The following is a 26906-nucleotide window of genomic DNA, read 5'->3' as shown; positions in this document are numbered from 1 at the left end:
CCGGTGTTTTTGATTTCCTGTTTTTTAGTTTTCCGCTTTTCGTCTTGCCATTTCAGAAATAAAGTGAGATAATAATAAAGTTTGAGAAATTTAAAGGAGGAAAACGTATGAAATCATTTTATTCATGGTACAAACAGCACATCACCGGGGCTATTTTCATCGGCCTGGTGCTTGGAATCCTGACAGGTTTATTCCTGGCCGGACGCTTTGAGCCAGTCCTGACGATCACCGGTCTCGTGGGCGGCATCTACATGAACGCCCTGAACATGATGATCTTTCCGCTGGTTTTCTGTTCCATCATTATGGGAATCTCCAGCATCGGCAACATCCGCACCACCGGAAAGATTACCGCGTCCACTATGGTCTACTTTCTCTGTACGACAGCTCTTGCCAGTCTGGTTGGCCTTATCATTCCACGTCTGATCGATCTGGGAAAAGGCGTCACATTTGAAATGTCCACTTCTGATATTCAGGCAACAGAAATGACAAGTATCCTCGATACCATCGAGAATCTGATTCCTGCCAATCCCGTCACCGCTTTTGCGGAAGGAAATATGCTTCAGGTACTTGTATTTGCCGTTATCATCGGATTTACCATCATGGCAGTCGGCGACAAAGGACAGCCTTTATTAAATCTCATTGATTCCATCCATGAAATCTGCCTGAAAATCATCAGCACCGTTATGTACTTTACTCCTATCGGTGTATTCTGTACCATTGTGCCGGTTGTTGAATCCAACGGAACATCCACCATTATCTCTCTGGCGACCCAGCTTATCATTCTGTACATTGCCTTCTTCGGATTTGCTTTTATCGTGTACGGTCTGTCGGTGAAGTTTCTCGGAAAAGGAAGTCCCGTCAAATTCTTTAAGGCTATTCTTCCTGCCGCACTGAATGCCTTCGGCACCTGTTCCAGCTCGGCAACCATCCCGATCAGTAAAAAATGTATGGAAGAAGATTACGGCGTCTCCGAAAAGATTACCAGTATCGTCATTCCTCTCGGAGCTACTGTAAACATGGACGCAGTGTCTATCCTGATGTCTTTCATGATCATGTTCTTTGCCAACGCCTGCGGCGTTAATATCAGTATCGGACTTATGGCTGTACTTCTTCTTGCAAATGTACTGCTCTCCATCGGTACTCCCGGAGTTCCGGGCGGCGCCATCGCATCTTTTACAGCTCTGGCTTCCATGGCCGGTCTTCCTGCAGGAGTCATGGGTGTGTACATAAGCATCAACACTTTGTGCGATATGGGTGCCACCTGTGTCAACGTCATCGGCGACCTGTCATGCTGTGCAGTACTGAAAGACAGGATAAAGTTAGACAGCAGAGCAGACCATTAAGCAGATTATTACTGTGCCTGCGTTTTCAATCTGCCAGATTATAAACACATTGTCACATGGTCTGCCGGTTCATGCCGAATTCTTCACAGAGCGCTGCAAAGCGCTCTTTTTCTTTCTCTTTCACTGCCTTGGACAGATCATTCATGCAGTGATGAATCACATCGGCATCTTTCAGTACCTCATCCATCGGCCCGTTTTCCACCAGTTTATCATCGTGATGATAAATGGCAGAACAGATGATCTCCGTCTCCTCACCGCTGGTGAGACCAAGATCTGTCAGAATCTCTCTGGCCAGTTCTGCTCCCTTATGTGCGTGATCGTCATAGGAACCTGTTTTATACGCATGCATATCATGGAGCATGGCTGCCATGGAAGCAAGTTCCGGATCCTCTCCCCGTTTCTTCGCAATCATTGTGGCTGCCAGCGATACCCCATATAAATGCGCTGCCGCACTGATCATTTTTTCTTTGTTTTCCATCTGCAATAATTCAGCATCTACGTATTTTCTCAATTCTTTTAAACGACTCATTTTTTCTCCTTTCTCCCGTTTATTCACAGCCAGCCTGTTTATCATTACCGGAATAATCTACATGTTTCCTCGCCATGCCATTTCAAGTATATGTCTGGCCTCCCGTATCACATTGCTATCGGTCCGGTAAATTTCAAACTCACTGATTCCCGGAAGTCCCATACTCACCTTTGGATTACGCCACTGCATCTCACTTTCCATCACCTTTTTTCCCGACATGTGGAAATGTCTCGCCGGCATCTTTGCAAGAAACAGACGGATAATCTCCGGTGTCACACCGGCGCCGATCAGAATATCAAGTCCCTCAGGCGCTCCCTCTATAAGCTTTCCCAGAACTTCCATGCCTGCCAGGCAATCCGCCTCCTGCCCTGAGGTCAGAATCGTATCCACACCCAGCTCAGCCGCCTGCTCCATCACTTGAAAAGGCTCCCGGGACACATCGAATGCCCGGTGCAGGGTAATGCGGCAGTCACCCGCCGCCGCAATCATCTCCCGCATCTGCGGTATATTCAGACTTCCATCCTTCTGAAGACTTCCCATAACAATCCCATGGGCCCCTTCTCTCGCAAACGCTTCTATCTCCCGGCACATGATCGCAATCTCATGCCCCGTATAATGAAAATCACCGAACCGAGGGCGAATCAGCACATTGATATCAATATCCGACTCTGACCGGATCTCCCGAAACAGTTCCAGCCCCGGCGTTGTTCCCCCAATGACCAGATCCGCGCACAGTTCCAGCCGCGTAGCGCCGCCTGCCGCTGCTTCCAGTGCAGATTCTGTACTGTCCACACAGACCTCAAGGGTGAATGGTCGACGTTTCTCTTTTTTTAACCTTGTATCCGACATCATAAATAACGAATTCCTTTCTGCTACGTTCATATTCCGGCATACAGACACGTTTATAGAAATTATTTTAATACATTTCCACAGGCATAACAACAATATTGTTACAATAATTTTTATATTTTTTCTATTGTTTTTCTTGAAAAAACTGTTATAATAAATACATCAAAATATATTGAAAATCCAATGCACGTTACACATCACAAAATAACAGGACACATCTGAAAGATGCATAAAAAATATCAAAATCTTTATGAATCATCAGGCAGCGGGCACATTTTGGAAACACTCCTGCCGCTGCCCGCCTGGAGAGACGCAGCCGACAGCAAGGAGGGATCAGAATGGCTGCGCAGCACACTACTTACGATGATGTCTTTCGTACCATACTCAACGACTGCCGGGATCTTATCCACCCTCTCTTAAATGAGATTTTCGGAGAACATTACTCCGGCAGGGAACCCATCCACTTCGGGACCAACGAGCATTTCATGAACCAGCAGCACGGACAAGGTGATAAACGCATCACCGACAGCAGCTTCACTGTCTCCGGCATCGTTCTCATCCGTTACCACCTGGAATGCCAGAGCACCGGCGACGCCACCATGGACCGGCGGATGTTCGAGTACGATTCACAGATCGCCCTGGACAACAGCGAGAAGCTGGACGACTCCCTCGTTCTCTCATTCCCGAAGTCCGCCGTACTGTTTCTAAGGCAGACGGCAGGCACCCCGGACAACATGCAGATTCGTTTGAAACTGCACAATACACAAAAAGAAGTCACTTTAGAGATACCAATCTTATCCATTGTAAACTATACCACCGACGAGCTGTTTCAGAAGAACCTTCTGATTCTTCTTCCTTTTCATCTTTTTTATTACGAGAAGCAATTTCCGAAGATGGAGCAGGACACAGCTCAGCGGGGGCACCTGAGAGAAATCTATAGCAACATACGATTACGCCTGGAAGAGATGGCCAGACAAGGCACGATTACAGAATACACCTGCCGGACCATTCTCGACCTGAGCCGGCGGATCGCCGAAAGCCTGTGCCAGAAATATGACAACATCAGAAAGGAGATCATTAGTATCATGGGTGGAGAAATACTGGAATATGAAGCAAAAACAATATTGAACGAGGGTAAAAAACAGGGATGGATCCTCGGACGCGAGTCCGGGCTGGCCGAGGGGCATAAATCCGGACTAGCTGAAGGACGTAAATCCGGATTGGCCGAAGGACATAAATCCGGGCTGGCCGAGGGTTTATCCACTGGACGCATGACGACGTATCTGGAACTTGTCAAAGAGGGCATATTAAATATCAAAGATGCGGCCAGGCGTATTCCTATGGATGAGGCGGAGCTTCAAAATTTACTAAACAAATGAAATTTCAAAAATAGTCTATAAATAAAATTTTAATCCAATTCATCACAACATATATTTACTGGACAATTGCAGAAATTCCCGGAAATACTGAACTGCCCTCCAAAAGTTAGTTTTTGGCTCCAACTTTTAAGGGTACCTCATACAACAATTCCGGGAGTTTCTTTCAGCATTATCCGCTGTTCTCACTTAATATACTTCAATAGACTTTTTATTCATCTATTTTAATTTTCTGAAACGGAAATACCTTCTGGCATATTCGCATTGTCACCATCCGACATTTGCTCTGCAACTGCTTTCTCTTCTTTCGGCTTCCGGTATATCAATTCTACCGCCACAAAAGCTGTAATCGGAACAGCAAGAACGATACCCAGACTGCCGGCAAGGCTCTGCATGATCTCAATGCCGATGTTGTTGGAGTTGATGAGCTGATTATATCTTAAATCGTAGGCGTAGTTGGTAACAAGCGTAGAAAGAGCAGTACCCACGTAAGCCAGAATTAAAGTATCCACCATGGTTCCCATCATATCTCTTCCCACATGAATACCGGACATGAAAAGTTTCCTCTTACCCAAGTTCGGATCTGTTTGATGAATTTCCTGAATAGTAGATGCCACGGACACACCCACATCTGTGACTGCGCCAAGGGCAGAAATAATAATTCCGGAGAAAAGAAGTTCGCCAATTTTAATCGGTGTCAACTGTGCCACATAATTTAATGTTTCAATATCTGATACGTTATATCCGCTGATTCCTGCAAAATGTCCAAAGATCAATGCCGCTACCGCTGAAGCAATCACTCCAAAAATCGTTCCAATGGTTGCCGCCACTGTTTTTGTCGACAATCCTCCAATCATCGACATGGAAAACACAGTGGCAATAGCACAAATGATTACGGACATTAAAATTGGAGAATATCCTCGATATATCAATGGGAACAGAATGAAAAAAATCGTAACTCCTGTAAAAGCAAGACTCAGAATGGATTTAAATCCTTTCCATCCTCCAATCAGACAGACGCAAAGTACAAAGAAAGCTACAAAACCATAAATTGCCATACTTCTGTCCTGACTATATACAGTCACAACATTCGTATTACCTGAAATGCTGACAATGGCGATAACATGCATTCCTACCTCGCAGTCGGCTCCAAAAAGCTGTCCATTAGGGCTGGTGGCTTCTACTTCCTGTCCTTTCAATTCACCACTTTGAATTTTTAATACAACTTCCTGATTACCATACCGGTTTCCATCTTCTTGAATATTATCTCGAATAATTTCCGTAACAACTGCCTTCTCATAACTTTGTCCGGTCGTTGAAATTAATTCTGCCTTTTCAATGTTATTACAATATATTAACACAGCAATATAAATTATCGCCATAAAAATGATTGCTGTGATTTTTTTCCAATTCATTTTTATTTTATTCATTGTTTCACTCCGTTTTCAACTTTCATGACATATTCTCTCAATTCTGATTTACAAACACATTTTTAATCTATATTTCAAAAACAGACAACCGGGATATCCCTCCATGGACATCCCGGCTATCTTCAAATTAAATGGAATATTTCCTAACGAACGTTAAGTTTCTTCACTTTACTGAAATTGCCAAATACTTTCTGTCCGTTTACATTCTGGTAAGCGCGTACTTTTACGTAAACTTTCTTACCGACTTTCATTTTCTTTAGCACCTTGGAAGACTTAGAAGCTTTATTGACATTAACTGTCTTCACTTTCTTTTTAAAGCCTTTCTTGTATGTATACTGGATCTGGTATCCGTCTGCACCATTGACAGTATTCCATTTTACTTTAACTTTGTTTCCAGCTTTATTGGTAGCCTTAACACCTTTTACCTTACTTACTGTTGCTGTAGCAGCTGCAGGAGTCTGTGTATTCTGCGCACCGTTATTTACATTTGCATTATTGTCAGATCCTGTGTTTGTATCAGTATTGGTGTTATTGTTATCATCTGCCGGCTGCTGTGGCTCTTCCTGCTGATTATCAGTTTTAACGATTGTATATGTGGAAGAACCTTCTACTCTTTCCTGAGTAGTTGCATCGTAAGTTGTTACGGAGAATGAATCATCTGTTACGCTGATTACAGAGTATGTAGGAGTCCATGTCTGACTTCTCTCTGCGATGTAATCCTGCTGAGTCGGAATTAATTCATAGAATTTGGAACCTGTTGCAGAGTTTGCTTCATAATACACTGTTCCTTCCGGATTTGTAATCGTTCCGCCTTTTACATCACTCTTTAATTCATAGCAAAGATTCTCGCTCTGATAATTTTCATCGCCACTCCAGTTGCTGTTGTCGTATGCAGCATGCTCCTGTCCGTCTCCGGTCAGCTGATAAGTTCTGGAATAAGTATGGTCATGTCCCTGCAGAACAACATCGATGTCGTATTTATCCATTAGTGGAGTAATCTGTGTACGGAGGACCATACCGTCTGAATCAGAATGATCTGCACCAGAACCGTAAATATCCTGATGGAACATTACAACACGCCATTTCGCATCCTGGTTTTCTTCTACAGCTTTTTTAATTACATTTTCATGAGTCGCACAGTTGTAGTTGTTAGTATCCAGGATAATGAAAAGAACATTACCATAAGTATAGTAGTAGTCTGTTCCTGCTGCAGTTTTTCCTGCTGTATAATCATCACCTGCATTTTCCTGTGTATTAGGATTATTATAGTGATAAGAATACTGCGGTGAACCAGAATCATGGTTACCAATTGTTGTTGCCACTGGTAAAGATTTTAAAGCATTTGCTCCCAGATATCCCGCATACTGAGCCTCATTATTGTTGGTATTTACCTGATCTCCTGCAGATACCATAAAGCTGACATCAGGATTTTCCTTCATGGCTTTATTCAGTACCTGGTTCCAGTTATAAGAATCATTTCTGGCCGCTAACTCTATACCATTATCCTGATTCATACCCTCGCCTTCTGCGTTTGTCTGACCACTGCTGGCACCAATCTGAGGGTCACCTACATAGAGGAAAGAAAAATCTGAGAAGGAATTGGTCTTGTAAGTTTCCACATTCTGCCATACTCCATTCTGGCACACCTGATAATAATATGTGGTGTTCTCTTCCAGACCATCAACAGTAACTTTGTTGGAATACCAATGATCATTCTCACCAATATAGTTATCATTATAATCATATCTATCAGAATCAAAAATTGATTTTAAGCTGCTTGTGATTTCTTCCTGTTCTCCGGAGAATAATCTCGCATTTCTCATTGACTGATTTGTAGCGATTCTTACCTGCGGTGCCTGATCTGTACGGCTATACCACGCAAAGTTTAATTCTGTCTCATTCTCACCTGGTGTTAAGGATACATTTTCCCAGTCAGATTTGATGGTATCCCATTTTTTCTTATAATTTTCCCAGCTTCTTGTCTGTGAAGCGGACGCATCATTCCAGTGCTCTGTTGCAGCGCTAGCTCCCATCGGCATTGCCGCTGCGCCAAGACCAAGACATAAAGATAAAGCTGCTACGCCTGCAAAAGCTCTAAATTGATTCTTTCTCATAACTTAAATTACCTTTCGCCCTTTCTGTTTTGTTTTTGTAGATTTTCTTCACATGCATGTTATCTTTATTTTAGGAATGCATCGTAAAGGATTCTACCTTGCTTTCGTAAAAAAAAAGTAAAAATTAACAGAAAAAGCAAAAGGTAATTGGCTTTTTTCTTTATTAAATTTGCTATTTTATGTTTATTTCCTTTTTAATATAAAATGGCGCTTTTTGGGATACAAGTCAAAAGGAAGTCCATAATTGACTGATAATTAATATATCTTTTTTAAATATTTCGCCAGTTTCTTGCAGGCTGTTTTGTTCAGGTCGGCGTAATCGAAAACGATAATGCCGTCTATGTCGTTTTTGACCACGTATTTCGCCATCTTTTTGAGGAGCGTCTTGCTTTTCAGCTCTTTCCGCTCCGCTTTTGTGGTTCCGTTGGACGGCTGACCCATTTTGTAGGCAGGGATTCCGATGTAGAGTTTCACCTTGCTCTGATCCACCATGTCGGCCCAGCGGTCTGTCATTCTGTCGAACTTCGCGGTCTTGTGGGAGAAGCCCCAGTATATCTGCGGAGCGATGTAATCAACAAATTTTGTAGAATTTGTCCATTTTTTGATGTTGACATAGTAGGAATATTTGCTGTTCAGGCTGTCGATGTTGCCAGCCGGGCTGATGCCGAACACCACGTCCGGATCAATGGCGTCGATGGCTTTTTTGATGCCTTTTACCAGCTTGTTGACCTGTTTTCTTCTGTAGTTTTTGATGGACATACCGTTCTGCTTCTCAGTGGAGGCGTTATATTCCTGGGCATCAAATGTTTTGTTGTAGTTGCTGGATGAGAAGCTTGGATAGAAGTAGTCATCCATATGTATGCCGTCCACGTCATAGTTACGCACAATCTCTTCCACGCCGTCGATGATCAGCTGGCGCACCTCCGGTTTGGAAGGATTATAGTAGAGCTGACCATTGTAGGACAGTACATTTCTCCGCTCGGAAGCGTTGCTGGATTCGTGCCATTTTCTGGCCGGATTATCTTTGGAAAGCTGTGAATAGCTGGTGTTAAAAGATACCCGGTACGGATTAATCCACGCCTCAATGGCAAGACCCTGTCTGTGAGCCTCCTCCACCATGATTTCCAGCGGGTCGTAGGAAATGTCCCGTCCCTGTTTTCCGGAAATGTACGCGGAAGTCGGGAAGATGTCAGAATCATAAATGGCGTCGCCGGTCGGACGAACCTGCACGATGATTCTGTTCATTCCACGGGTTTTACATTTACTTACTACGTTCCGAAAGAAGCTGGTAAATTCTGATGCATTGTTGGAATCCGCAGAGTCCAGATACTCTTCATAATCATAATAAGAAAACCACACAGCTCTGTAATCGTCTGACGATGCAGCCGCTTCCGTCTGTACCGGAGCCAGGATGCCGCAGACCATAAGAAGAGCCAGCAGTATAGCTGTAATACGTTTTTTCATTATCTTCCTCCTACTCGTTTTGTTCTTCTCTTCGTCTTATTCTTTGCCGTCAGGCTTCTGTCACACAGGGCTGCTACAGGACAAAGCGCAGCAGTCCCAGAATCAAAAGGTGAACCGGATAGAACAGATAGAAAAACCACTGAAAAAATTTTCTTCCCCTTTCCATCCGTTTTCCGTTGTACCAATACAGAATGCAGTAAGCAGACAGAGCTACTCCCGCTGTCGCCCCCAGCGCATAAAAAAGCAGCCCGGCCGGTGTGAAGCGGCCGATGCCGGAGAGCAGCGTGAAGACGCCGAACGTTCCCACCGCCCAGGTGTATGCCGACCGTCTCCTTTCCTCCGAACCGTCTGCCCAGACAAACAGCCAGGTAAATACGGCTGCAAAAACAGCCCAGTCACAGAAAACGGTGCAGCACGTCAGAAGGAGCGCAGCACCTTTGCTCTGAGCCGGGTTTGGAATCTGCTTCAGCGCACAGACGATGAGGAAACAGAAAAACAGGGTGAACATCATATTCAGACTGGAATATCGAAGCTTCCCTCCTTCTGCAAAAGCAAGGCTGAACGGAATCTGCGACAGCAGTGCAAAAACAAGGAGCCGGAGCGCGTATTGTTTTCTGGAATGGGTATAATGCCAGCCTTCCACCAGAAAATAGCACATGGTGATGGCTGTGAAATATCCGATGTCCAGGAACAGTTCGTAAAGAAATGTTCCCGGCTCCATAAACACTGTCGCCACATGATTGAGCAGCATGGTTCCCATGGCGATGAGCTTGATCTCATCCCGGTTCAGTCCACGGCTCATCTGCGGTTTCCCCCTTTATTCTTCATCGTCGTCATCTTCTTCCGGAAACAGTATGGCCTCCATTACTTCCGGATCGCTCATATAATCGGCAATGTTGTTGATCACATTATCAAGGTATCCGTTGTCGGCCATCTCTTCCATGAGACTTTCGAACACGTCCTCAAATCCCTCGTCCAGTGCGGATTCCGGATTCATAGCTGCCACTACTGTGTGGAAGAACTTTGTAAATTCTGTCTGGATCACGCCGTCGAAGATGGAGACCAAATCCTGCTCTTCATCCTCATCTTCCACCGGAATATGTAAAAACAGAGCAGCCGGAACGCCTTCCTTCTTCCGGAAGATCTCTGTATTCTTCAGGAAATCATGAAGCACATCCGGGCTGAGCATCGGCGCCATCAGAGACTCCTGCGCTTCCACATCCACCGGATAATAGAAATAATCCTGCGCCGTCATCATCTCCATAAAATACGGACTGGTGACAAACAGCCCTGTGACCAGATCTTCATGCGGCACTTCCAGCTCTACAGAAATCTCTTCCTCCTGCTGATTCTTCTTAGGCATATTGTCATTGGAATATACTTTGAATTTATCCTTGTTGTTTTTCATGTTGTCCTCCTTAAAATCTTTTTTGTCTGGAATACAGCCCCATTATACCGGATTCACAGGAAATATGCCATAGAGAATTTTACCACAATTCTGTTTTGATAGAATTTATCTTACACCGAAATTATTTCAGTAATATGATATTCATAAAAATCCCCTTTTCACAGAAAATGTATTCTGCAAAAAGAGGATTCTTTTTATTCCACGTAATATACTCGTTTTTCTTTTCTCGGCGCGGCCTCCTTCGCCGGCTCGTCGGCATAGCCTAAAATACAGTGACCGATGCCCTCGTACTCTCCCTCGATGCCAAGGCTTTTCAGCAGTTCTTTACCTTCTTTCTGTTCAAACTCTTCTTTTGCCCTGTGAATCCAGCAGCTCCCGATACCCTGATCGTGAGCGGCAAGCATGAGGTTTGCCATCACAAGGCTTCCATCATAGAGATAGGTCGGAACCTTTTTATCTGCCAGAACTACAAGCACCACCGGCGCGCCGTAGAACGGATCGGTTCCATCCGCTCCCATGATACCCGCGTTGAGTTTGGAGAGACGGTCTCTGACCTCCTTATTTGTAACAGCCAGAATGATGACCGGCTGACGTCCCATGCCGCTCGGCGCATACAGTCCGGCCTCGATGATCTTGTCGATGGTCTCCTTCGGAATCATATCCGGTTTGTATTTGCGCACGCTTCTTCTCGTAATCATTTCCTGAATCAAATCACTCATTGTCAAACCTCCCTTTGTACCGGCATATTTTTATTGCCAGAATCTATTATAGTCCTTTTGAAAGAAATGTGCCAGAGTGAATTCCATTCTCATATTTTGCCGCGCTAAATCCCATCTCCTCATACTCTGTCCCGCCAAGTTTTATTTTCACACCATAGTTTCATCTTTCAATATTTCCACAAGGTCTCCCTGGCAGATACTTCTGGCCGCCGCCAGATAAGCAAGGCTCACTGCGCCCGCCGATATACAGAGAAAAATCAGAACAGGTACGAGAGGCAGGTGACTTATAAACTGCCCGGCAGTAGGCGGCGACATCTGTAAGAGCAGCGCCGTAACAGGGACATCAATGATCACCGCCATCAGGAACGGTCGCCCGATGATGAAAAGTCCTTCCAGAAAGAGGAGTTTCTGCATATCTTTCGGTGACACGCCCACGGAAAGATAGCGGGCAAATTCCTTCTTTCTCTGATAAATCTGTCCCAGCGTGGCGGAAAGGATTCCGGCGATTCCCACGCAGGCAAGCAGCGCCGCCAGCACGCCCATGACGATCCGGAGCCCTTTTCTGGCCGCCTGGTCGGAAGCCTCCTCCTGGATCCTTCCTTCCAACGTGTAGCCTTCATCCGGCGTCAGAGCCGCAATTGCTTCCCGGACAGCCTCGCTCTCAGCTTCCTTTTCCCGGATGGCTTCTTCCAGATAAATGTTATAATTGGTCTCTGCGCCTGAAAATGTACCGGCTTCTGAGAGCAGCGCTGCCAACGGCCGGAACGCATTTTCTGAGAGGACGAGATTCAAAGCTTTCTGTTCCAGTTCCTCCCGGATTGCAGGAATCTCGTTCGTGCAGGCGTCATAATAAAGAACAGGCTCCGATGCATTTTCACCCGGATATAACTCTCCGGAGTCATCCGCCACAAACGGCAAATATTTCCGGTTCATATAATCGCTCTCCCGGTCATCCCAGAGGAGATTGACCGCCACAGCTCCTGCATCGGAGGAAATGTTATGGTCCTCGCAGTACCCGGCAAAGCTCTGTTCATCCAGCACAAACAAATGCACAGCCGTCCGCCAGCCTTCCTGCCCGGCAACATTCGCCCGCTCCGCTTCCGGCAGCAGCGTCTCCACGCCAATCTGCTTCAGTTCTTCACTGAGCATATCCTCCGGCAGAAACAGCGTAGTATCGATAACCTGATAGGAAATGCACCGGCTGACGCCCGGAACGGCGCGCAAGGTTTCCAGAAGGGAATCTGCGCTGGCGGACTGCGTGGTCTGGGCGTTGCCAACTTGCGCTGCGTCGGCGCTCTGCTCATTTTCCGGGCCGGCCTCCCGCGTCAGCATAAGATCCCATACATCGTGATATTTCTCATAATAAGTTTCCTGAGTACTCAGACCGGAGATGGTCTCCGCACTTAAAAATATAAAAAATCCGATGAACGACAAAAACAGCACAAAGGTCGCCGCCCGCATGGACTTCCTTCTGTTGTAAATGGATTTGCGCGCCAGCTCGCCGTAAACGCCGAATGTCTTTGATAACAGACGGAAGGAGCGCATTTTCTCTGCCTGCGGCTCGACGCCGCCAAATATGGCCTCCATGGGCGAGAGACGGCTGATCTTCCGCGCCGGAATCCAGGCGGAGAGAACGGCGGTGAGAAAGGCCGCCGCCAGAGAAATCACTGCCACCAGAATGTGGTATTCAAAGCTCACGTTGTAATCCACATCCAGTCCCAGGCTCTGCCCAAGCCCGATGGTCTGCTCCACAAACATATAGCAGATGCCCACGCCGATGGCTGTTCCCAGCAGAATGGGCAGCACACAGAGAGCCGCCGCTTCCTGCACAAGAAATGTACGAATCTGCCTTGGTGTGGCTCCCACGCTTTTCAGAATACCCAAATGCTGGAGACGGCTTCCCATGGACACGGCAAACGCATTGTGAATCATGGCGATAAGTGCCGCACAGATCAGCGCCAAAACAACACCATACACGATAAAAAGCGTTGTCGGTCTTATGTCAGTGACTCCTTTCGCCGCCTGCTGTTTCACGTAATCCATCCACAGATTATAGGCCAGGGTGGTCATCAGAGAAAGTAAAAGAGAAGACAAAAATGCGGCTCCTGCCAGCAGCAGACTGGCAGTGCGGTTTTCTTTGATATAACGAAAAGAAAAACTATTCCACATATCCATTCCTCCCTTCATCAGATTTTTTCGTCCGAGACGATGCGACCATCTTCCATACGGATGATACGGCCGGTCTGCAGGGCGATGCTCTCATCATGAGTGACGATGAGCGTGGTCTGTTTATATCTGCGGTTAGAATATTTGATCAGCTCCATAATTTCCTGACTGTTCTTCTCATCCAGATTACCCGTCGGCTCGTCGGCAAGGAGCAGCGCCGGAGCGTGAATCAGCGCCCTCCCGATGGAAACCCTCTGCTGCTGGCCGCCGGAGAGCTGTTTCGGCAGATGTTTCCTCCGGTCCGAAAGGTCCAGCAGCTCCAGCAGCTCATCCAGATGTTCCTTATTGATGCGCTGACCGTCCAGCCGCAGGGGCAGGGTGATATTTTCCACCACATTCAGCACCGGGATCAGATTATAAAACTGATAGACCAGCCCCACCTTCCTCCGGCGGAAAATCGCCATTTCCTCCGGCGTGCGGCCATAGACCTCCTGCCCTTCCACCAGCACCTTTCCGCCGGTGGGACGATCTACCCCGCCGAGAAGATGCATCAGCGTCGACTTGCCGGAACCGGACTTGCCCACGACCGCCGCCAGCTCCCCTTTCTCCATGGTAAAAGAAACGTCATCAAGGGCACGAACCTCCGTCTCGCCTTTCCCATATATTTTTGATAAATGCTCTACACGTAAGATTTCCATGGCGTACCTCCCCTTTTATTGATCTCATATATTTTTTATTATAGCATTCTTCCGATGACAGCTCCGTGACTGTATGATGACAAAATTGTCACAAAACCAGGTTACCTGCACAAAGTTTAAGGAAGCCATCTATATGACTCCCTTATAAAAACGTATCTGAAATTTTGCGCCGCCTCCGGGGCGATTCATGGCCTCAATGGTTCCGTTTTGCGCCCGGATAATCATCTGCGCCAGAGCCAGGCCGATGCCTGCGTGCTCTCCGGCGCCGCTGCTCTCATCGCCAGATATATTGCCCCGGTAAAACCGCTCAAACAGATGCGGCAGCTCCTCCGGCAGGATACCCGGGCCGTTGTCGGCAACCGTCAGTTCCGTGTAAAGGGGATTCTCTGCGGCAGTTATCCACAGGCAGCCTCCTTTTTGCAGATGTTCTGCACAATTTTTCAGCAGGTTACCCACCGCTTCCACCGTCCAGCTCTCATCGCCCCGGAAGGAAATGTGCTCCGGCACGTCCGTCCGCAGGGCGATTTCTTTTATATCCGCCAGAATAACCAGAGGTTCCCAGGCTTTTTCCACTGTTCTTGCCACGGAAACCTCATTTTCTTCCATGACAATCGTACCCGATTCCAGCCGGGCGATTTTCAGCAGTACGGACACCTGCCATTCCATACGGCTTAGCAGGCTGCGGATTTCCCGAATGCATTCCATATCTATTTCTTTTCCATCACAGGCTTCCCGGCGCTGCAGACGGGACAGCAGCAGACGGATGGCTGTCAGCGGTGTCCTGATCTGATGTGAAATATCCGCGATGGAATCTTTCAGATACTCCTTATCCCGCTGCATTTCTTCCGCCTGCTCCGTAAGGCGCAGCGTCAGCTTCTGTATCTCGCTGGAAAGGAGCGCAAGCTCCCCTTCCTCATCGGGCACAAACTGCAGGGCTTGCTGCGAATGAAGGATCTGATCCAACTGCTGTGACAACGCAGACAACGCCTCGTACCTCTTCTTAGCGGCGCACCAAAAAAGAACGGCGCCCGCTATGCTGAAAACTGCCACATAAAGCGCCGCCGGCACGCCAAAACAAAAACCCGCGCCCGCCGCTGCCAGCAGCGCCAGAATGACATAGATGTTTCCATACTTTCTTATCTCAGGATTTCTCCAAAGCCACATGAATGACTCCTCCGTTCCACCGATATTTCTCTACTTCTCCATCAGATACCCCAGCCCCCGCACGGTCTTTATAATGTCCGGATGCGCCGGATCTTCCTCAATCTTTTCCCGCAGCCGCTTGATATAGACAGTGAGCGTATTATCATTGACAAAATCTCCCGCCACATCCCAGATTTCTTCCAACAGGCGGCTCCGGCTTAATACCTCGCCCCTGTGATTTAAAAAGGTAAGCAGCAGGCGGTATTCAAGCGCAGACAAAGGCACATCTTTTCCCGCCCGGGTCACCGCCGCCCGCAGGGTGTCGATCCGGAGGTCTGCAAATGTATAGACGCTCTGATTTTTTCCGCTGCGCCGCAGTACATTTTTTATCCTGGACAAAAGCTCCATGGGCCGGAACGGCTTCGTCACGTAATCGTCCGCGCCAAGATCAAAGCCGGTGACCACGCTGGCTTCGTCGTCCATGGCTGTCAGCATGATAACCGGCGTGTCCAGCCGCTGCCGTATGAAAGTACAGAGGGCGTAGCCGCTGCCGTCCGGAAGCATCAGATCCAGAAGGATCAGCGCAAATTCTTCCTGTCCGAGCAGCGTAAGAGCCTCCTGTCTGGTCGATGCCGATCTGACTGCATATCCTTCTTCTGTCAGGAGAATTTCCAGATTCCTGACAATCTCACGGTCATCTTCCACTATAAATATTTTTATTTTTCTTTCAACTTCGTCCCCTCGCATATGTACTCCTTCTTTCCGCACAGCTCATAATAGAAAATGTACTGCTGCATCACACCCTGAAATCCTCTGTAGCGTCTGTTAGGGAATCCCCGTTTGTAATGCTCCGCCATGGCCTGTTTGATGTGAGTATCCATAGGAAATGCCTGAAGATGGTGGAGTGCAAACAGGCAGATACAGTCCGCCACTTTTTCACCAACCCCGAAAAGCTTTAAAAGCTCTTCCTTCGCCTTCCGGTAGGACATGGCGCTGACCGCCTCCGGATCAAATTCCCCGGACACCACGCTGCGGGCCGCCCGCACCACATATTTGCTGCGGTAGCCGAGATTACATTCTTTCAAGGCGTCCTCCGGCAGACCGCAAAGTGCCTCGGGAGCAGGAAAGGCATGATAGCGAATTTTCCTGTTTTCTTCCTGAGAAGATATAAGCTGCCGGCTTTTTTCCGGCGGCTGCGGTACCCAAATCACTTTTTCCTCCCCATATTTTTCGCAGATATTTGCGATGCACCGGCGAATCCTCACAATATTGTTCTGCTGTGAAATCAGAAAAGACACGATCATCTCCCACAAATCCTGTTTTAAGATCCGCATACCGGAACCAAAGGCAATGGCGCGGTTTAAATATGCGTCATTGGGATTGGCCTGCGCCATATAAACGCTATAATCATTATCCAGATCAAAATAGTCTTTCCAGAACTCGTCATATTCCTCTTCGCCGCAGTAAAAACGGCAAGATTTTCCATTCTGCCATATTTTTATACAGCGGTCTCCGGCATAAATCGTAAATAGATCGTCCTCAGTCTCTTCCATACGAAAACATTGTCCGGACCGGCAGATCTGCGCCAGGCTAAAATTTTCTATCTCTTTTTCAACCATACTTCCTCCCTCATTTTTCCTGCTATCATAAAAAGTGCCCAGATCAGGCTGATTCCTATCGCCACCGCCAGGGCATACTCTGCTGTCAGCGTACCGTATTTCCACGCCCCGTTTCCATCTCCCCAAACCAGGCTGCTCATGGTAAAAAACAGCATCCTGCCCGGCGCCGAAGTGGCGATGGCCGGCAAAAGCAAGATGGTGGCCGGAACTTTTAAGATACGAGCCAGACACTCGGCATAAACTGCTGTCACCATGGAACACAACAGACATGGGAGAATCTTTTCTCCGACTGTTTCTGAGACTGCCAGAAAAACAATACGGTTCAACAGCCCGCCCAAAGCGGCCGGCAGAAGCAGACCGCCGCGCAGGTGGAACAGGATTCCAAGCCCCAGAGGGCCGAAAAATGCCGATGCCAGTTCTATAAGTTCTCTTTCCATAGCCGTCCTCAGCCTCCTTCAGAAATATACTATGCCGCCAGCCAGATTGCTCCCATAAACCCTATGACCAGCGCACCGGTCCAGATGAGACTCTCCGTCAGCCGCATGATTCCGGAAATGGTGTTGCCTGCCAGCACATCCCGGACGGAATTCATCAAAGAAAGGCCCGGCAGAAGAAGCATCATATCGCCCATAATTACCCTGTCGTACTGAAACCATTCGGTCTGCCTGGAAAGAAGGCAGATGAGAAGACCGAAGAGAAATGAACAGATACTATAAAAGGTTACCTTGTTGGGACAAAATTTTTCAAACCGGCTCTGAAAAAGACAGATGAGCGGTGCAAAAGCCGCTGCTGCCAGCCCCTCCACCAGGCTTCCCCCAAAAAACACGGCAAAACTTCCTGTTACCAGGATACTTCCCAGATACCGCTCACGCATATTTTCTGCTCTTTTCCATTCCTGCAGAGCCTCCCCCAGCGTTTCTCCGATCCGTCCGTCTTCCCTTACGCACTGCCGTCCGGCGCAATATTCCCGGCTCAGCCGGTTCAGCGCCTCCAGCTTCCGGAAATCATATCTGGGCGAGCGGGGAATTCTGCGAATCTGTGTTACCCGTATCCGCCCCGGAAACTCCATGGTCGCCATGATACTTGAGATTATCACGAAGATATGGACACTCTGTGCCCCGCTGGCCATTCCCATGCGCGTCAGCGTATCCTCCACCCTTTTTACCTCAGCTCCGGAAGACAAAAGCATCTCTCCCATATCCAATATATTTTTTAAAAAATGCTCCGCCGCTTCCCGTCTCGCTTTCATTTCTGTCCTTTCTGCCTCCGTCTGTGATTCTTCCTGTTTCCGCGCGCGGCAATATAATTCATTGTACCACAAAAACCCGGCAGACATACATGGTTTTGTATATATCTGCCGGGTGCGATTCACAAACTGCAGCCGGATATGCCGCTCAATTTTTCATTTTTGTGTACAATCTATCCATTATAACGAAGCGCATCAATAGGTTTTTTCTTCGCAGCCTTATTGGCCGGATAGATGCCGAACACCACGCCGATGAAGATAGAAAACGCCACGGCGATCCAGAAGACGCCCGGTGAGAGGGCGAAAGTCATGGTATCGCCGCCAATGACCGCGATAACCCGCAGAGTAAGCCAGGAAAGTAAAATACCTATGGCGCAGTCCATAAGACTGATCATCAGCGCCTCTATCAAAAACTGCAGCATTATGACATTCCGGCCGGCGCCAATTGCTTTCCGGATGCCGATCTCTCTTGTGCGCTCCGTGACTGACACCAGCATGATATTCATGATGCCGATACCGCCCACCAGCAAAGAAATCCCGGCGATACCGCCGAGGAGGAGACTGAGAATCGAATTCACACTATCCATGGCTTCCATAATAGTTGACTGATTGATAACTGTGAATGCGTCTTCATCCTGTTCAAAACGATTCATAAGAGTTTCCGTCACCACAGTCTCCGCCGGATCCAGACTTTCCTCACTGGCCGCCGATACATAAAAAGACGTAATTTCCATGGATATGCTGTCTGTCAGTCTGACCAATGAAGTATATGGAATGTAAGCTTCGTAAGTCTGCGTCGTAGAGGTATCACTGTCATCAGCCTGCAAAACGCCCACAATCGTATAGGAAATGCCATCCAGTTTCATGGTCTCTCCCACCACGTCCATCCTGCCGAGAACTTCCGTGGCAAGTCCCGCATTTATGACCGCCACATTTGTATGATTGTCTACGTCGGTATTTTTCAGGAAACGTCCCGCATAAAGCTCCTGCTGCATGATATCTGCGTAGGCTCCCGTTGTGCCGTAAATGGTCGCCGTCTCCTCGGAGTAGGTGCTGGCGGCAGTGCCGCTTGTCTGGGCCACAGGGGCCGCTTCCTCAATCTCCTCTTCCGCCGCCAGCTCTTCCAGATCCGTGAACTTAAGCGGTTTATCTTTATCATCTGCAATGGACACCTGGAGCAGATTTGTACCCATGCTGGAAATCTGGTCATTGACGGAGCTGGTGGCCCCGCTGACCAGAGAGACAAGCACAACCAATGCCAGCACTCCGATGATAATCCCCAGCATGGTGAGAAAGGAACGCATCTTGTTGGAAGAAATAGCCTTCCATGCCATTTTTACGGACTGCCGGATCATGCGTTCACCTTCTCTCGGCCAGAAAATGCCACGGCATTTCTTCGTTTTCCATCGGGTTTCCCGGCATCCACTACTCTGCCATCCAGGATATGGATGCTGCGGCTTGCCTGTCTGGCAACCGATTCATCGTGGGTGATGAGTACAATGGTATTCCCCTGTGCATGAAGCTCATGAAATAATTTCATAATTTCTTTTCCAGTGGCAGAATCCAGATTTCCCGTGGGCTCATCGGCAAGAAACAGCGACGGACGGGAAGCAATCGCCCTGGCGATAGCCACCCTCTGCTGCTGCCCTCCGGACAGTTCGTTGGGCCTATGTTTTTTCCGTCCCTCAAGCTTGACACGTTTCAGAGCCTCTTCCACTCTTTCCCTTCGTTCTTCCCGGGGCACTTTCTGGTAAATCATCGGCAGTTCCACATTTTCTTCTGCGGTAAGATTGCCGATAAGATTAAAGCTCTGAAAAATAAAACCGATTTTCCGGCTCCGGATCTTTGCCAGCTCTGTCTCCGAATAATCTTCTATGGGCTGGCCGTCCAGAAGGTATCTGCCGCTGTCCGCCACGTCCAGACATCCGATAATGTTCATCATAGTAGACTTTCCGCTGCCGGATGGTCCGATGATACTGACAAACTCTCCGTCTTCGATACGGATACTGGCGTTATCGAGGGCGTGTACCTGAGCGTCGCCGATCTGATATACTTTCGATACATTTTCAAATACGATCATATCTCTCACCTCCACCTACTCACCGGAACCTCCAGGACTGCCTCCACCCGGTCCCCCGGAATTACCTCCCGGCATTCCGTTTCCTCCGCCGGATCCGCCCCTGCCGCCGGACGGCATTTCCCGAACCACCGGAGTAACCGCCGCCGCTCTGTCCGCCTTCTCCTGCAGTATTGGAATTATTATTTCCCGTAGTTCCATTACTGTTTTTTTCCGCCTTATCTTCAGAAGAACTGTTTCCATCTTCCGTTGTCCCGGACGTTGATGAACTGCTTCCCGTGCCGGAACCGCCGGCCGTGCCCGTTCCACTTTCAGAACCCGTAGCTGTGGTGCCATCCGTGTTTCCGCTCTCTGTAGTATCTGAATTTCCCTCCGTGCTGGCGGTTTCTTCGGTGGAATCCTCCGCGGTCGCCGCAAACGACGCTGTAACTGTCAGCGTCTTTCCATCACTGCTCATTTCTTTTGCCGTTGAAGCAGCTCCTGAAACAGTTACCGTCGTATCAGATGAAAAACAGTATCCCTCATTGGCTGTCAGAACAATGGTAGCGGTGTATACGGTTCCCGCCAGTTTCCACTTATTCTTTCTCTTCATTTTTCGCAGACGATTGATTTTATCCTGCATAAATTCTATCATCTTTTGCGCAAAATCTTTCACCCGCCTCATGGCATTTCATCCTTTCTGATTCTACATTTGATTTATCCTGACAGATTTACCGCCAGGCAGACCTGTCACCTTCTAAGTATAGAAATGCCACTTAAATTCAACTTAAAAAATTTCCGGCGTTCCTGTGAAATCTTTGTGTCGTTCACAAAATCACCTGTATCGTCAGCGATTTCCCATCCGGAGAAGCAGCGGTAATTCTTCCTTTATGAGCACTCACAATAGCTTTGGCAATAGACAGTCCGATGCCGTGTCCTCCAGTTTGTGAATTACGGGAAGCATCCACCCGGTAAAAGCGGTCAAAAAGATGTGCAAGATGCTCTCTGGAGATAAAATCTGCCGTATTGGATACATTGATATAAATATTTCTTCCCCGCCGTTCCAGCCGGAAAGAAATACGTCCGCCTTCCGGAGAATATTTCAGCGCATTATCCAGAAGAATAGAAAACAGACGCTGGATATTTTTCATTTCTCCAGTGTAAGATACCAACGGTTCAACACAGCTCTCGAACATCTTTCCCTGCAACATTGCCAGAGACTGAAACGAACGGGCAGTCTCCAGCGCCACCTCGGAGATGGGGAATTCCACGCATTCCGCATCCCCACGCCTTTCCTCCATTTTGGACAAAAAAATCAAATCCTCCGTCAGCTCTTTCAATCGCTGAATCTGCTTCCTGATATCCTCTACCCACTCGTTTTCACCCGTTTCCAGCGCTATGATCTCCGCGTCGGCGTCAATGATCGTCAGCGGCGTCTTAATCTCATGTCCGGCGTCAGTAATGAACCGCTTCTGTTTCTCATAACTTTCCACATAGGGTTTCACCGCTCTTTTGGAAAAAAGAATCAGCAGCAAAAATACCGCCCCGGTTCCTGCAGCGGCCACAGAGGCGCTGACTGTGAGAAATCCACGAACCTGAGCCAGACTTCTGCCGCAGTCCAGAAAAATAACCATCGGCGTGCCGCCCTCATCTGTTTTTACATAACGGTAATTATACAGAAATCCCCGATTTCCGGGCCGTTTATTTACCTCCTCGGCATAGGCTGCCGCCTCGCTTTCATTCACCGCGGCAATCCTCCCCACATCTGCCCGGATCACATCTTCGTCCTCATTGAAATATACTGTGAAATATCTGCTTTCATAAGGAGTTTCCGGCGATATGCCAGGGGGAGCGCCTCTTCTGTCCCTCTCCGGCTCTTCTTCCGGGACGCCTCTCTCCGGAAAGCTGCCGTTATTCTCCGCCAGGATATCAAGAATCCGGTCCACATCTCCTACGACCTGCCGGTAATTCATCCAATTGACCACTCCCAGAATTACAAACAGCACCGCAGCCACGGAACAAACCGATACCATGACAAATGTGCACCGCAGCCGGCGGATCATGCCTTCACCTCCAGAAAATAACCGGCGTTTCTCGCTGCCTTAATCTGCACGTCGGCATCAAGCGCTTCAAGTTTCTTCCTGAGATAAGAAATATATACCCACACCACGTTGATCTCCGCTTTGCTGTCAAATCCCCAGATTTTCTCCATAAACCTCTCCGTAGAGATCAGATGTTTTGGGTGACTCATAAGATATTCCATCATCTGAAATTCTTTATTTGTCAGATGAAAACTGCCGTCCGGCGATGACAGCTCATTGGTGGCACGGTTCAGCCGTACATTTCCCACCCGAAGAATCGAATCCTGCCCCGCTGTAGTCTCTCTTGTCATGGCACGAATTCTCGCCAGCAGTTCTTTCATGGCAAAAGGCTTGGTCAGGTAATCGTTGGCGCCGCCGTCAAGCCCCGCCACCTTATCATCTTTCCGAAACTTGCTTTGATTCCTTTTGCACTTTCTAATTTTGCATTTTTATCTGCTCCCCGGCAGCCAGCGGATACCGCAGCAGCAAAACGCTGTCCAGATTCTCCCTGCGCATATCCACCGCCGTGATCTGCCGGTTGCCGTAGGTTGTGTAATAATAAATTCCTTTCTCCGCATTGCAGCAGGACGTATATATGGTCATCTCATAGTCGTTTTCTCCCACCCGGCAGCAGCCTTTTGTCTGATTCACTGCTCCTAAAATATGAAAAAACTGACTGACATTTTCTTCCTCGGAACTTCCGGCCACTGCGTGCATTCTGGTAAATACTGCCCGGACGAAACGGGACTGGGAAGATAAGTCTCCCGGAAGACCCAGGGCTCCCATGCCCCTGCTGTACGTCTTTAAAGGCAGCCGGTCACAAAACAGATTCTCCGGCTCCCTCGGTGAGATGTGCATGTAATTATTAAGCTGGAACATCTGCTCCGGAAAAGGCGGATTGTTGGTGAGGACGCCCGCCGGATTATCATACATCCGCAGCCCTTCCTGTACCGCCTCTATGGTGACCGCCTCATTTTTATCTGCCAGCAGCCAGTGAAGCTGCGCCGGCAGAAGTCCCGGGGCAAAAGCCTCACCGGTCACCGTCAGTCTCTCCAGCCGCCGTCTCGCCTCTTCCACCGTGGCGCACTGTCCGAGAATCCACGGAATCAGCTCGAACTGCGCCACATACTCCCGTCCGGCCATCACCTCTTCAAAGTCCTGATAAAATGCATTTCCCACAAAATTAAGACCCGCCATGGCGAGCCCCTTTTCGTTGACTGCCTCATAGTAAAGGGGATACTCCCGACTGACCGAAGACGTCTCTTTTCCGCCGGAATTGTGTCTGCCAATTTCCCATCTATTCTCCCTTTCTGGCCGAGAACCATCCAGACAGTCTTCCGTTTTCTCCACACAGGCCATTCCGATGATGGCATAATGGTTGTGCATTTCTCCCATATGCCGGAACAGGAACGGATAATTTCTCGGGGTGACGACGACCTCCTCGCCCCGTGAAATCGTGTCATCCAGTGTCCGTCCGAAATAGAAATCCTTTGCCGTAAAAGTAATCGCTGTACACATAGTTTTTCCTCCGTTCTTCATATTGCGCCGCAGTGCGATCCTCGCGGAACATTTTTTATTTTGTAGAAACACAGTTTTCTATTAAAAAAGATACCTGCACATAAAATATACAGATATCTTCTCGATTATACGTTTTCGTTATATTGGGGGCTGCCGCCGCTTCATCTTCTAAGGCAGTTCCGCTCCGCAGATCTCTTCTGGTTTCAGACAATACTATTCAGTTTGCTCACAGAAATGTAATTGCCAAGCAAAGCCTCCGCGTCGGTACCCTCCGGCGCAGTCTCCTTCTTCTTATGGATGGAATTTGCCATATAGATGTTCTCATCCATCTGTTCCAGTTCAAAACGGTCATGATAGAACTCCAGCTTCGCCGGAACCCGGTCATAGAGAGTGCCTTTCACCTCTTCCGCCGCGCAGTTCGGGAAATTCACGTTCCAGATCTGCCCCTCTCCGATCTTCTGCTTCAGGAGAATCTCTGTCAGCTCCCCGAAATATTTCTCCACCACGGCGTAGTCCGCAGTATCATCCTGGGAGTAGGCTATGGCCGGCACCCCGTGCACCAGCGCTTCCATGGCAGCTCCCACGGTTCCCGAATACAAAATCTCATAGCCGATGTTGTAGCCTTTATTGATGCCGGAAAATACCACGTCCGGCTTCTCTTCCAGTACATTTCTGATGGCAAGCTTCACGCAGTCCGCCGGCGTGCCGTCGATGCTGTACGCCTCCACGCCTTCCACCGGAAAATCCACCTTTGCAATCTCCATACCGAGATTCACCGTGATCCGGTGGGACATGCCGCTGCACTGCCGTTTCGGCGCTGCCACCGTCACCTCGCCAAACTCTTTCGCCAGCTCTGCCAGCTTCCGGATGCCCGGCGCCTGAATACCGTCATCATTTACCACTAATATTCTCATATGTACGCTCCTTTGATGCTTCTTATCTTGATATTTCTCATTATGTTATCTTACATATTTTCTACTATAGTAAATCATTGCCGGCAATGCAAGGGATTGTTTGGGCAAATTGTGGGATTTTATTTGGAGGATATTTCCGATAACAGTCATGAGCAGCATTGATCAGAATTTTTGTCAGCCATGTCTTAAAATATTCCGGTTTTTTCACCTTATGTACAAACTGGAAACCTTTCAGGATCGTCTCGCCCACAAGGTCCAGCGCCTGCTCCTGATTATTTACGAGCAAAAAGGCTGTTTTATAAAGATATTCCTTATAATATTCGATTAGCTGCCCATAAGCTTCTGCATTTCCGCGAATTGCTTTTCTGACCAGATGATTCATTTGTTCATTTGAACCTTCCAAGCCCAACACCTCTTTTCTCTCATATGAATCCATACGGGAATCCTGTCCCGTCCGAGAACCGTTTCGCACAGGCGCGCCTTCTTTGCAAATGCGGTTCTGATATCGAAGGAAACATTCCGGAATGTTCTTTCGCTTATTAGACTGATCTCGGCTAAAAAAGGTTACATTTTTTTGAGATTCACTAGATTTTATTATAATTCGTTTACTCTCACCCCAGTTCGCTCACATCCACGATGTAGGCCTCAGTACCGTTGGTAAGCAGCAGTTTCTTCTCACTGACTGTCAGATACATTTCCACATCAAAATACAATTCTTTTGGTATATGTATTTTCATGAAAGTCTGCTGATCCAGATTCACAAGACAGTATGCTGATCCCGGCTGATCTCCGTCATCTTCATCGTAACCGAACAAAAAATAACTTCCTGTGCCGCTTAATATACCCACATTTTTATCGACTCCATTTATGGTAAAGGATTCTCCGGTGACAATATTATCAAACCGCAGCGTATTGCCTTCCGTCCCATAGTCCCATTCCAGATCAAGGTCTGAGGCGCCCGGATATTTCTCCATAATCTCTCCGGTATGCAGGTCGATCTTATAGGTCTGCGAATCCATCCAGAAGGAGCCGTCCGGCAATTTTGTTTCAATGGAATCTCCATACGCCAGCACTGTGTAAGTATCCAGAAACTTAATCTCATCTGTGTGGAGATTCCCCTGCAGGCTGTCTATTCTTTTCTCCGTTCGGGCCGCTATATCAAACACAGACCAATACCCATCAGAGCGATGATTACAGAGAATAATCTTTCCATCCGGTGACATGAGGAAATTACATATCATTTTATCATTGGAGATTTTTGTCACTTCCTCTGTCTGAAGATTGATCTCCACCAGACATTCTTTCCGCACAATGGTGTCTTCTCCCACATGGTACAAATTCGCATAAACGATATCTCCATTTTTATAATGAAACAGTCCTCCAAAATCCCCCGTTCCGTTAAATCCCAGCACTTCGTTTCCGATGACGGCATACTCAAAAGAATAAGGTACGCTGTCATACTCTCCCCGGAACGAATACACAGGCAGTTCCATCAGTCCATTACCCTGAATGGCGTAGACTTTATCGACGATTTCATCTTCTCCGTCATTCTCGTAATGCACTTTGCAGACAAAGCTTTCGTTCACTCCATAAATCTGCATTCCTCTCTCCAGTGAAAGCATCTGATTCTCATCCACCGGGATATCCGGCTGGCTGGTCTCGCCGTCGCCTTCTTTCGTACCCGCTGGCTCATCCGTGGCACCTGGCTCTTCCGCATCGCCTTCGCTGCCAATATGTAGCTCCGTCACCTCGTGGCCAGAAAACATATCGAACAGCCACTCCCGGAAGGCATCCGACGCCGTAGCAAGAACCGATACTCCCATTCCCAATGCCACGATACACAGAAAGATCGCAGCGACCGTCCGCAAGGCGGCGCTGTGTCTCCACAAGCGAGGGATAAATCCCTTCGGGGACGGACTTTTTCTGCTCAGATTCTTTTCTATTCTTTCTGCTGTCTTCTCGATATATTCGTCGTCACATTGATGGATGGCTTCATATAAATCCTTTCCCGTCATAAGTCATAGCCCTCCTTCCGAAGATATTTTTTCAGCTGCTCCCGTATTCTCGAAAGTCGCATGGACGCAGTTTTCTTTGAAATGCCGTGCCGTCCCGCGATCTCTTCCAGGGAACTGGCAAACCAGTACCTTTCCAGAAAGATATCCCGGTTATTATCCGAGAGATCTCCCAGAAACCGGCTGACCGTTTTTACCAGTTCCTCTTTCATCACCGCATC

26 protein-coding genes and 1 pseudogene are annotated in these 26906 nt (G+C 47.9%); 2 read left to right on the top strand and 25 right to left on the bottom strand.

From position 1 onward, the window contains the following. Positions 1-107 precede the first annotated feature (107 nt). Positions 108-1343, top strand: a complete 1236-nt coding sequence (locus B5F87_RS12750) for a dicarboxylate/amino acid:cation symporter (protein ID WP_087281627.1) — start codon at positions 108-110, stop codon at positions 1341-1343. A 52-nt stretch (positions 1344-1395) separates the two neighbouring features. On the opposite strand, the gene B5F87_RS12745 is transcribed toward B5F87_RS12750, so the two are convergent. Both B5F87_RS12745 and B5F87_RS12740 read right to left on the bottom strand, forming a co-directional pair. Continuing rightward, positions 1396-1872 carry an HD domain-containing protein gene (locus B5F87_RS12745; RefSeq protein ID WP_087281746.1) on the bottom strand — a complete coding sequence of 159 codons (477 nt, stop codon included), beginning with the start codon at positions 1870-1872 and terminating at the stop codon, positions 1396-1398. Positions 1873-1929: 57 nt separating this feature from the next. Continuing rightward, the gene (locus B5F87_RS12740) at positions 1930-2724 is read right to left on the bottom strand and encodes a copper homeostasis protein CutC (protein WP_242964472.1); all 795 of its coding nucleotides are present in this window, start codon (positions 2722-2724) and stop codon (positions 1930-1932) included. Between the two features lie 335 nt (positions 2725-3059). Here B5F87_RS12740 and B5F87_RS12735 point away from each other — a divergent pair, with 335 nt between their 5' ends. Then, positions 3060-4100, top strand: coding sequence for a hypothetical protein (locus B5F87_RS12735; protein ID WP_087281625.1), 1041 nt, complete (start codon positions 3060-3062; stop codon positions 4098-4100). A 221-nt stretch (positions 4101-4321) separates the two neighbouring features. Here the strand turns inward: B5F87_RS12735 and B5F87_RS12730 are convergent, their stop codons facing one another. From B5F87_RS12730 to B5F87_RS12620, 23 genes and pseudogenes are all read right to left on the bottom strand, one after another. Then, positions 4322-5527 (bottom strand): YibE/F family protein, encoded by a 1206-nt coding sequence (locus B5F87_RS12730; protein ID WP_087281623.1) that lies wholly within the window; start codon positions 5525-5527, stop codon positions 4322-4324. A gap of 143 nt (positions 5528-5670) precedes the next feature. After that, a complete protein-coding gene (locus B5F87_RS12725) occupies positions 5671-7641 on the bottom strand; it encodes a metallophosphoesterase family protein (RefSeq protein ID WP_087281621.1) in 1971 nt (656 codons plus the stop codon). Positions 7642-7896: 255 nt separating this feature from the next. Further along, a complete protein-coding gene (locus B5F87_RS12720; protein WP_087281619.1) occupies positions 7897-9105 on the bottom strand; it encodes a family 10 glycosylhydrolase in 1209 nt (402 codons plus the stop codon). 73 nt (positions 9106-9178) lie between these two features. Beyond that, positions 9179-9907, bottom strand: coding sequence for a TraX family protein (locus tag B5F87_RS12715; protein ID WP_087281617.1), 729 nt, complete (start codon positions 9905-9907; stop codon positions 9179-9181). A gap of 15 nt (positions 9908-9922) precedes the next feature. Then, on the bottom strand, positions 9923-10513 hold the full coding sequence (locus B5F87_RS12710; protein WP_087281615.1) for a hypothetical protein: 591 nt from the start codon (positions 10511-10513) through the stop codon (positions 9923-9925). Positions 10514-10707: 194 nt separating this feature from the next. Then, positions 10708-11232: a nitroreductase gene (locus B5F87_RS12705; RefSeq protein ID WP_087281612.1), complete on the bottom strand. Its 525-nt coding sequence runs from the start codon at positions 11230-11232 to the stop codon at positions 10708-10710. 147 nt (positions 11233-11379) lie between these two features. Beyond that, positions 11380-13401, bottom strand: coding sequence for an ABC transporter permease (locus B5F87_RS12700; RefSeq protein ID WP_158097048.1), 2022 nt, complete (start codon positions 13399-13401; stop codon positions 11380-11382). Between the two features lie 17 nt (positions 13402-13418). Continuing rightward, entirely contained in the window at positions 13419-14096 is a 678-nt protein-coding gene (locus B5F87_RS12695) for an ABC transporter ATP-binding protein (RefSeq protein WP_087281608.1), read from the bottom strand. Positions 14097-14225: 129 nt separating this feature from the next. Continuing rightward, positions 14226-15260, bottom strand: a complete 1035-nt coding sequence (locus B5F87_RS12690) for a HAMP domain-containing sensor histidine kinase (protein ID WP_087281606.1) — start codon at positions 15258-15260, stop codon at positions 14226-14228. Positions 15261-15290: 30 nt separating this feature from the next. After that, positions 15291-15986 carry a response regulator transcription factor gene (locus B5F87_RS12685; protein WP_087281604.1) on the bottom strand — a complete coding sequence of 232 codons (696 nt, stop codon included), beginning with the start codon at positions 15984-15986 and terminating at the stop codon, positions 15291-15293. After that, positions 15956-16858, bottom strand: a complete 903-nt coding sequence (locus B5F87_RS12680; protein ID WP_087281602.1) for a DNA glycosylase — start codon at positions 16856-16858, stop codon at positions 15956-15958. Before B5F87_RS12680 ends, B5F87_RS12685 begins: the two co-directional genes overlap by 31 nt. Further along, positions 16840-17295, bottom strand: coding sequence for a threonine/serine exporter family protein (locus B5F87_RS12675; RefSeq protein WP_087281600.1), 456 nt, complete (start codon positions 17293-17295; stop codon positions 16840-16842). The genes B5F87_RS12680 and B5F87_RS12675 overlap by 19 nt, the downstream gene beginning before the upstream one ends. A gap of 29 nt (positions 17296-17324) precedes the next feature. Further along, positions 17325-18107 (bottom strand): threonine/serine exporter family protein, encoded by a 783-nt coding sequence (locus B5F87_RS12670; protein ID WP_158097047.1) that lies wholly within the window; start codon positions 18105-18107, stop codon positions 17325-17327. A 170-nt stretch (positions 18108-18277) separates the two neighbouring features. Continuing rightward, positions 18278-19459, bottom strand: a complete 1182-nt coding sequence (locus tag B5F87_RS12665) for an ABC transporter permease (protein ID WP_087281596.1) — start codon at positions 19457-19459, stop codon at positions 18278-18280. Further along, positions 19456-20184 carry an ABC transporter ATP-binding protein gene (locus B5F87_RS12660; protein ID WP_087281592.1) on the bottom strand — a complete coding sequence of 243 codons (729 nt, stop codon included), beginning with the start codon at positions 20182-20184 and terminating at the stop codon, positions 19456-19458. Before B5F87_RS12660 ends, B5F87_RS12665 begins: the two co-directional genes overlap by 4 nt. A 61-nt stretch (positions 20185-20245) precedes the next feature. Further along, positions 20246-20845 carry a hypothetical protein gene (locus B5F87_RS21010; RefSeq protein ID WP_087281590.1) on the bottom strand — a complete coding sequence of 200 codons (600 nt, stop codon included), beginning with the start codon at positions 20843-20845 and terminating at the stop codon, positions 20246-20248. A 142-nt stretch (positions 20846-20987) separates the two neighbouring features. Beyond that, entirely contained in the window at positions 20988-22223 is a 1236-nt protein-coding gene (locus tag B5F87_RS12650) for an ATP-binding protein (RefSeq protein ID WP_087281588.1), read from the bottom strand. After that, positions 22220-22642 (bottom strand): annotated as a pseudogene (locus B5F87_RS12645) (response regulator transcription factor); the annotation flags it as partial. The pseudogene B5F87_RS12645 and the gene B5F87_RS12650, both read right to left, overlap by 4 nt. 34 nt (positions 22643-22676) lie before the next feature. Beyond that, entirely contained in the window at positions 22677-23759 is a 1083-nt protein-coding gene (bsh, locus tag B5F87_RS12640) for a choloylglycine hydrolase (protein WP_087281586.1), read from the bottom strand. 203 nt (positions 23760-23962) lie between these two features. After that, positions 23963-24673: a 5'/3'-nucleotidase SurE gene (surE, locus tag B5F87_RS12635; protein WP_087281583.1), complete on the bottom strand. Its 711-nt coding sequence runs from the start codon at positions 24671-24673 to the stop codon at positions 23963-23965. A gap of 64 nt (positions 24674-24737) precedes the next feature. After that, the gene (locus tag B5F87_RS12630; protein WP_242964470.1) at positions 24738-25109 is read right to left on the bottom strand and encodes a sigma factor; all 372 of its coding nucleotides are present in this window, start codon (positions 25107-25109) and stop codon (positions 24738-24740) included. A gap of 175 nt (positions 25110-25284) precedes the next feature. Then, entirely contained in the window at positions 25285-26688 is a 1404-nt protein-coding gene (locus tag B5F87_RS12625; protein WP_087281581.1) for a hypothetical protein, read from the bottom strand. Continuing rightward, on the bottom strand, positions 26685-26906 hold a 222-nt coding region (locus B5F87_RS12620), incomplete at its 5' end, for a sigma factor-like helix-turn-helix DNA-binding protein (RefSeq protein WP_275532339.1). The genes B5F87_RS12620 and B5F87_RS12625, both read right to left, overlap by 4 nt.

Origin of the sequence: Eubacterium sp. An3 (assembly GCF_002159465.1) — a bacterium.
Classification (GTDB): domain Bacteria; phylum Bacillota; class Clostridia; order Lachnospirales; family Lachnospiraceae; genus Anaerobutyricum; species Anaerobutyricum stercoris.
Note: the sequence above shows the minus strand (reverse complement) of the source record. Positions and strands in the feature narration are given on the sequence as shown.

What these genes read in the sequence shown, in the direction of transcription:
- surE (WP_087281583.1), bottom strand. Translation starts at nt 24,673, where the DNA reads ATGAGAATATTAGTGGTAAATGATGACGGTATTCAGGCGCCGGGCATC.
- B5F87_RS12625 (WP_087281581.1), bottom strand. Translation starts at nt 26,688, where the DNA reads ATGACGGGAAAGGATTTATATGAAGCCATCCATCAATGTGACGACGAA.
- bsh (WP_087281586.1), bottom strand. Translation starts at nt 23,759, where the DNA reads ATGTGTACAGCGATTACTTTTACGGCAAAGGATTTCTATTTCGGACGG.
- B5F87_RS12660 (WP_087281592.1), bottom strand. Translation starts at nt 20,184, where the DNA reads ATGATCGTATTTGAAAATGTATCGAAAGTATATCAGATCGGCGACGCT.
- B5F87_RS12720 (WP_087281619.1), bottom strand. Translation starts at nt 9,105, where the DNA reads ATGAAAAAACGTATTACAGCTATACTGCTGGCTCTTCTTATGGTCTGC.
- B5F87_RS12740 (WP_242964472.1), bottom strand. Translation starts at nt 2,724, where the DNA reads ATGATGTCGGATACAAGGTTAAAAAAAGAGAAACGTCGACCATTCACC.
- B5F87_RS12750 (WP_087281627.1), top strand. Translation starts at nt 108, where the DNA reads ATGAAATCATTTTATTCATGGTACAAACAGCACATCACCGGGGCTATT.
- B5F87_RS12685 (WP_087281604.1), bottom strand. Translation starts at nt 15,986, where the DNA reads ATGCGAGGGGACGAAGTTGAAAGAAAAATAAAAATATTTATAGTGGAA.
- B5F87_RS12710 (WP_087281615.1), bottom strand. Translation starts at nt 10,513, where the DNA reads ATGAAAAACAACAAGGATAAATTCAAAGTATATTCCAATGACAATATG.
- B5F87_RS12670 (WP_158097047.1), bottom strand. Translation starts at nt 18,107, where the DNA reads ATGAAAGCGAGACGGGAAGCGGCGGAGCATTTTTTAAAAAATATATTG.
- B5F87_RS12715 (WP_087281617.1), bottom strand. Translation starts at nt 9,907, where the DNA reads ATGAGCCGTGGACTGAACCGGGATGAGATCAAGCTCATCGCCATGGGA.
- B5F87_RS12650 (WP_087281588.1), bottom strand. Translation starts at nt 22,223, where the DNA reads ATGATCCGCCGGCTGCGGTGCACATTTGTCATGGTATCGGTTTGTTCC.
- B5F87_RS12725 (WP_087281621.1), bottom strand. Translation starts at nt 7,641, where the DNA reads ATGAGAAAGAATCAATTTAGAGCTTTTGCAGGCGTAGCAGCTTTATCT.
- B5F87_RS12730 (WP_087281623.1), bottom strand. Translation starts at nt 5,527, where the DNA reads ATGAATAAAATAAAAATGAATTGGAAAAAAATCACAGCAATCATTTTT.
- B5F87_RS12735 (WP_087281625.1), top strand. Translation starts at nt 3,060, where the DNA reads ATGGCTGCGCAGCACACTACTTACGATGATGTCTTTCGTACCATACTC.
- B5F87_RS12695 (WP_087281608.1), bottom strand. Translation starts at nt 14,096, where the DNA reads ATGGAAATCTTACGTGTAGAGCATTTATCAAAAATATATGGGAAAGGC.
- B5F87_RS12690 (WP_087281606.1), bottom strand. Translation starts at nt 15,260, where the DNA reads ATGTGGCTTTGGAGAAATCCTGAGATAAGAAAGTATGGAAACATCTAT.
- B5F87_RS12700 (WP_158097048.1), bottom strand. Translation starts at nt 13,401, where the DNA reads ATGTGGAATAGTTTTTCTTTTCGTTATATCAAAGAAAACCGCACTGCC.
- B5F87_RS12680 (WP_087281602.1), bottom strand. Translation starts at nt 16,858, where the DNA reads ATGGTTGAAAAAGAGATAGAAAATTTTAGCCTGGCGCAGATCTGCCGG.
- B5F87_RS21010 (WP_087281590.1), bottom strand. Translation starts at nt 20,845, where the DNA reads ATGAGGCGGGTGAAAGATTTTGCGCAAAAGATGATAGAATTTATGCAG.
- B5F87_RS12745 (WP_087281746.1), bottom strand. Translation starts at nt 1,872, where the DNA reads ATGAGTCGTTTAAAAGAATTGAGAAAATACGTAGATGCTGAATTATTG.
- B5F87_RS12705 (WP_087281612.1), bottom strand. Translation starts at nt 11,232, where the DNA reads ATGAGTGATTTGATTCAGGAAATGATTACGAGAAGAAGCGTGCGCAAA.
- B5F87_RS12665 (WP_087281596.1), bottom strand. Translation starts at nt 19,459, where the DNA reads ATGATCCGGCAGTCCGTAAAAATGGCATGGAAGGCTATTTCTTCCAAC.
- B5F87_RS12630 (WP_242964470.1), bottom strand. Translation starts at nt 25,109, where the DNA reads ATGGATTCATATGAGAGAAAAGAGGTGTTGGGCTTGGAAGGTTCAAAT.
- B5F87_RS12675 (WP_087281600.1), bottom strand. Translation starts at nt 17,295, where the DNA reads ATGGAAAGAGAACTTATAGAACTGGCATCGGCATTTTTCGGCCCTCTG.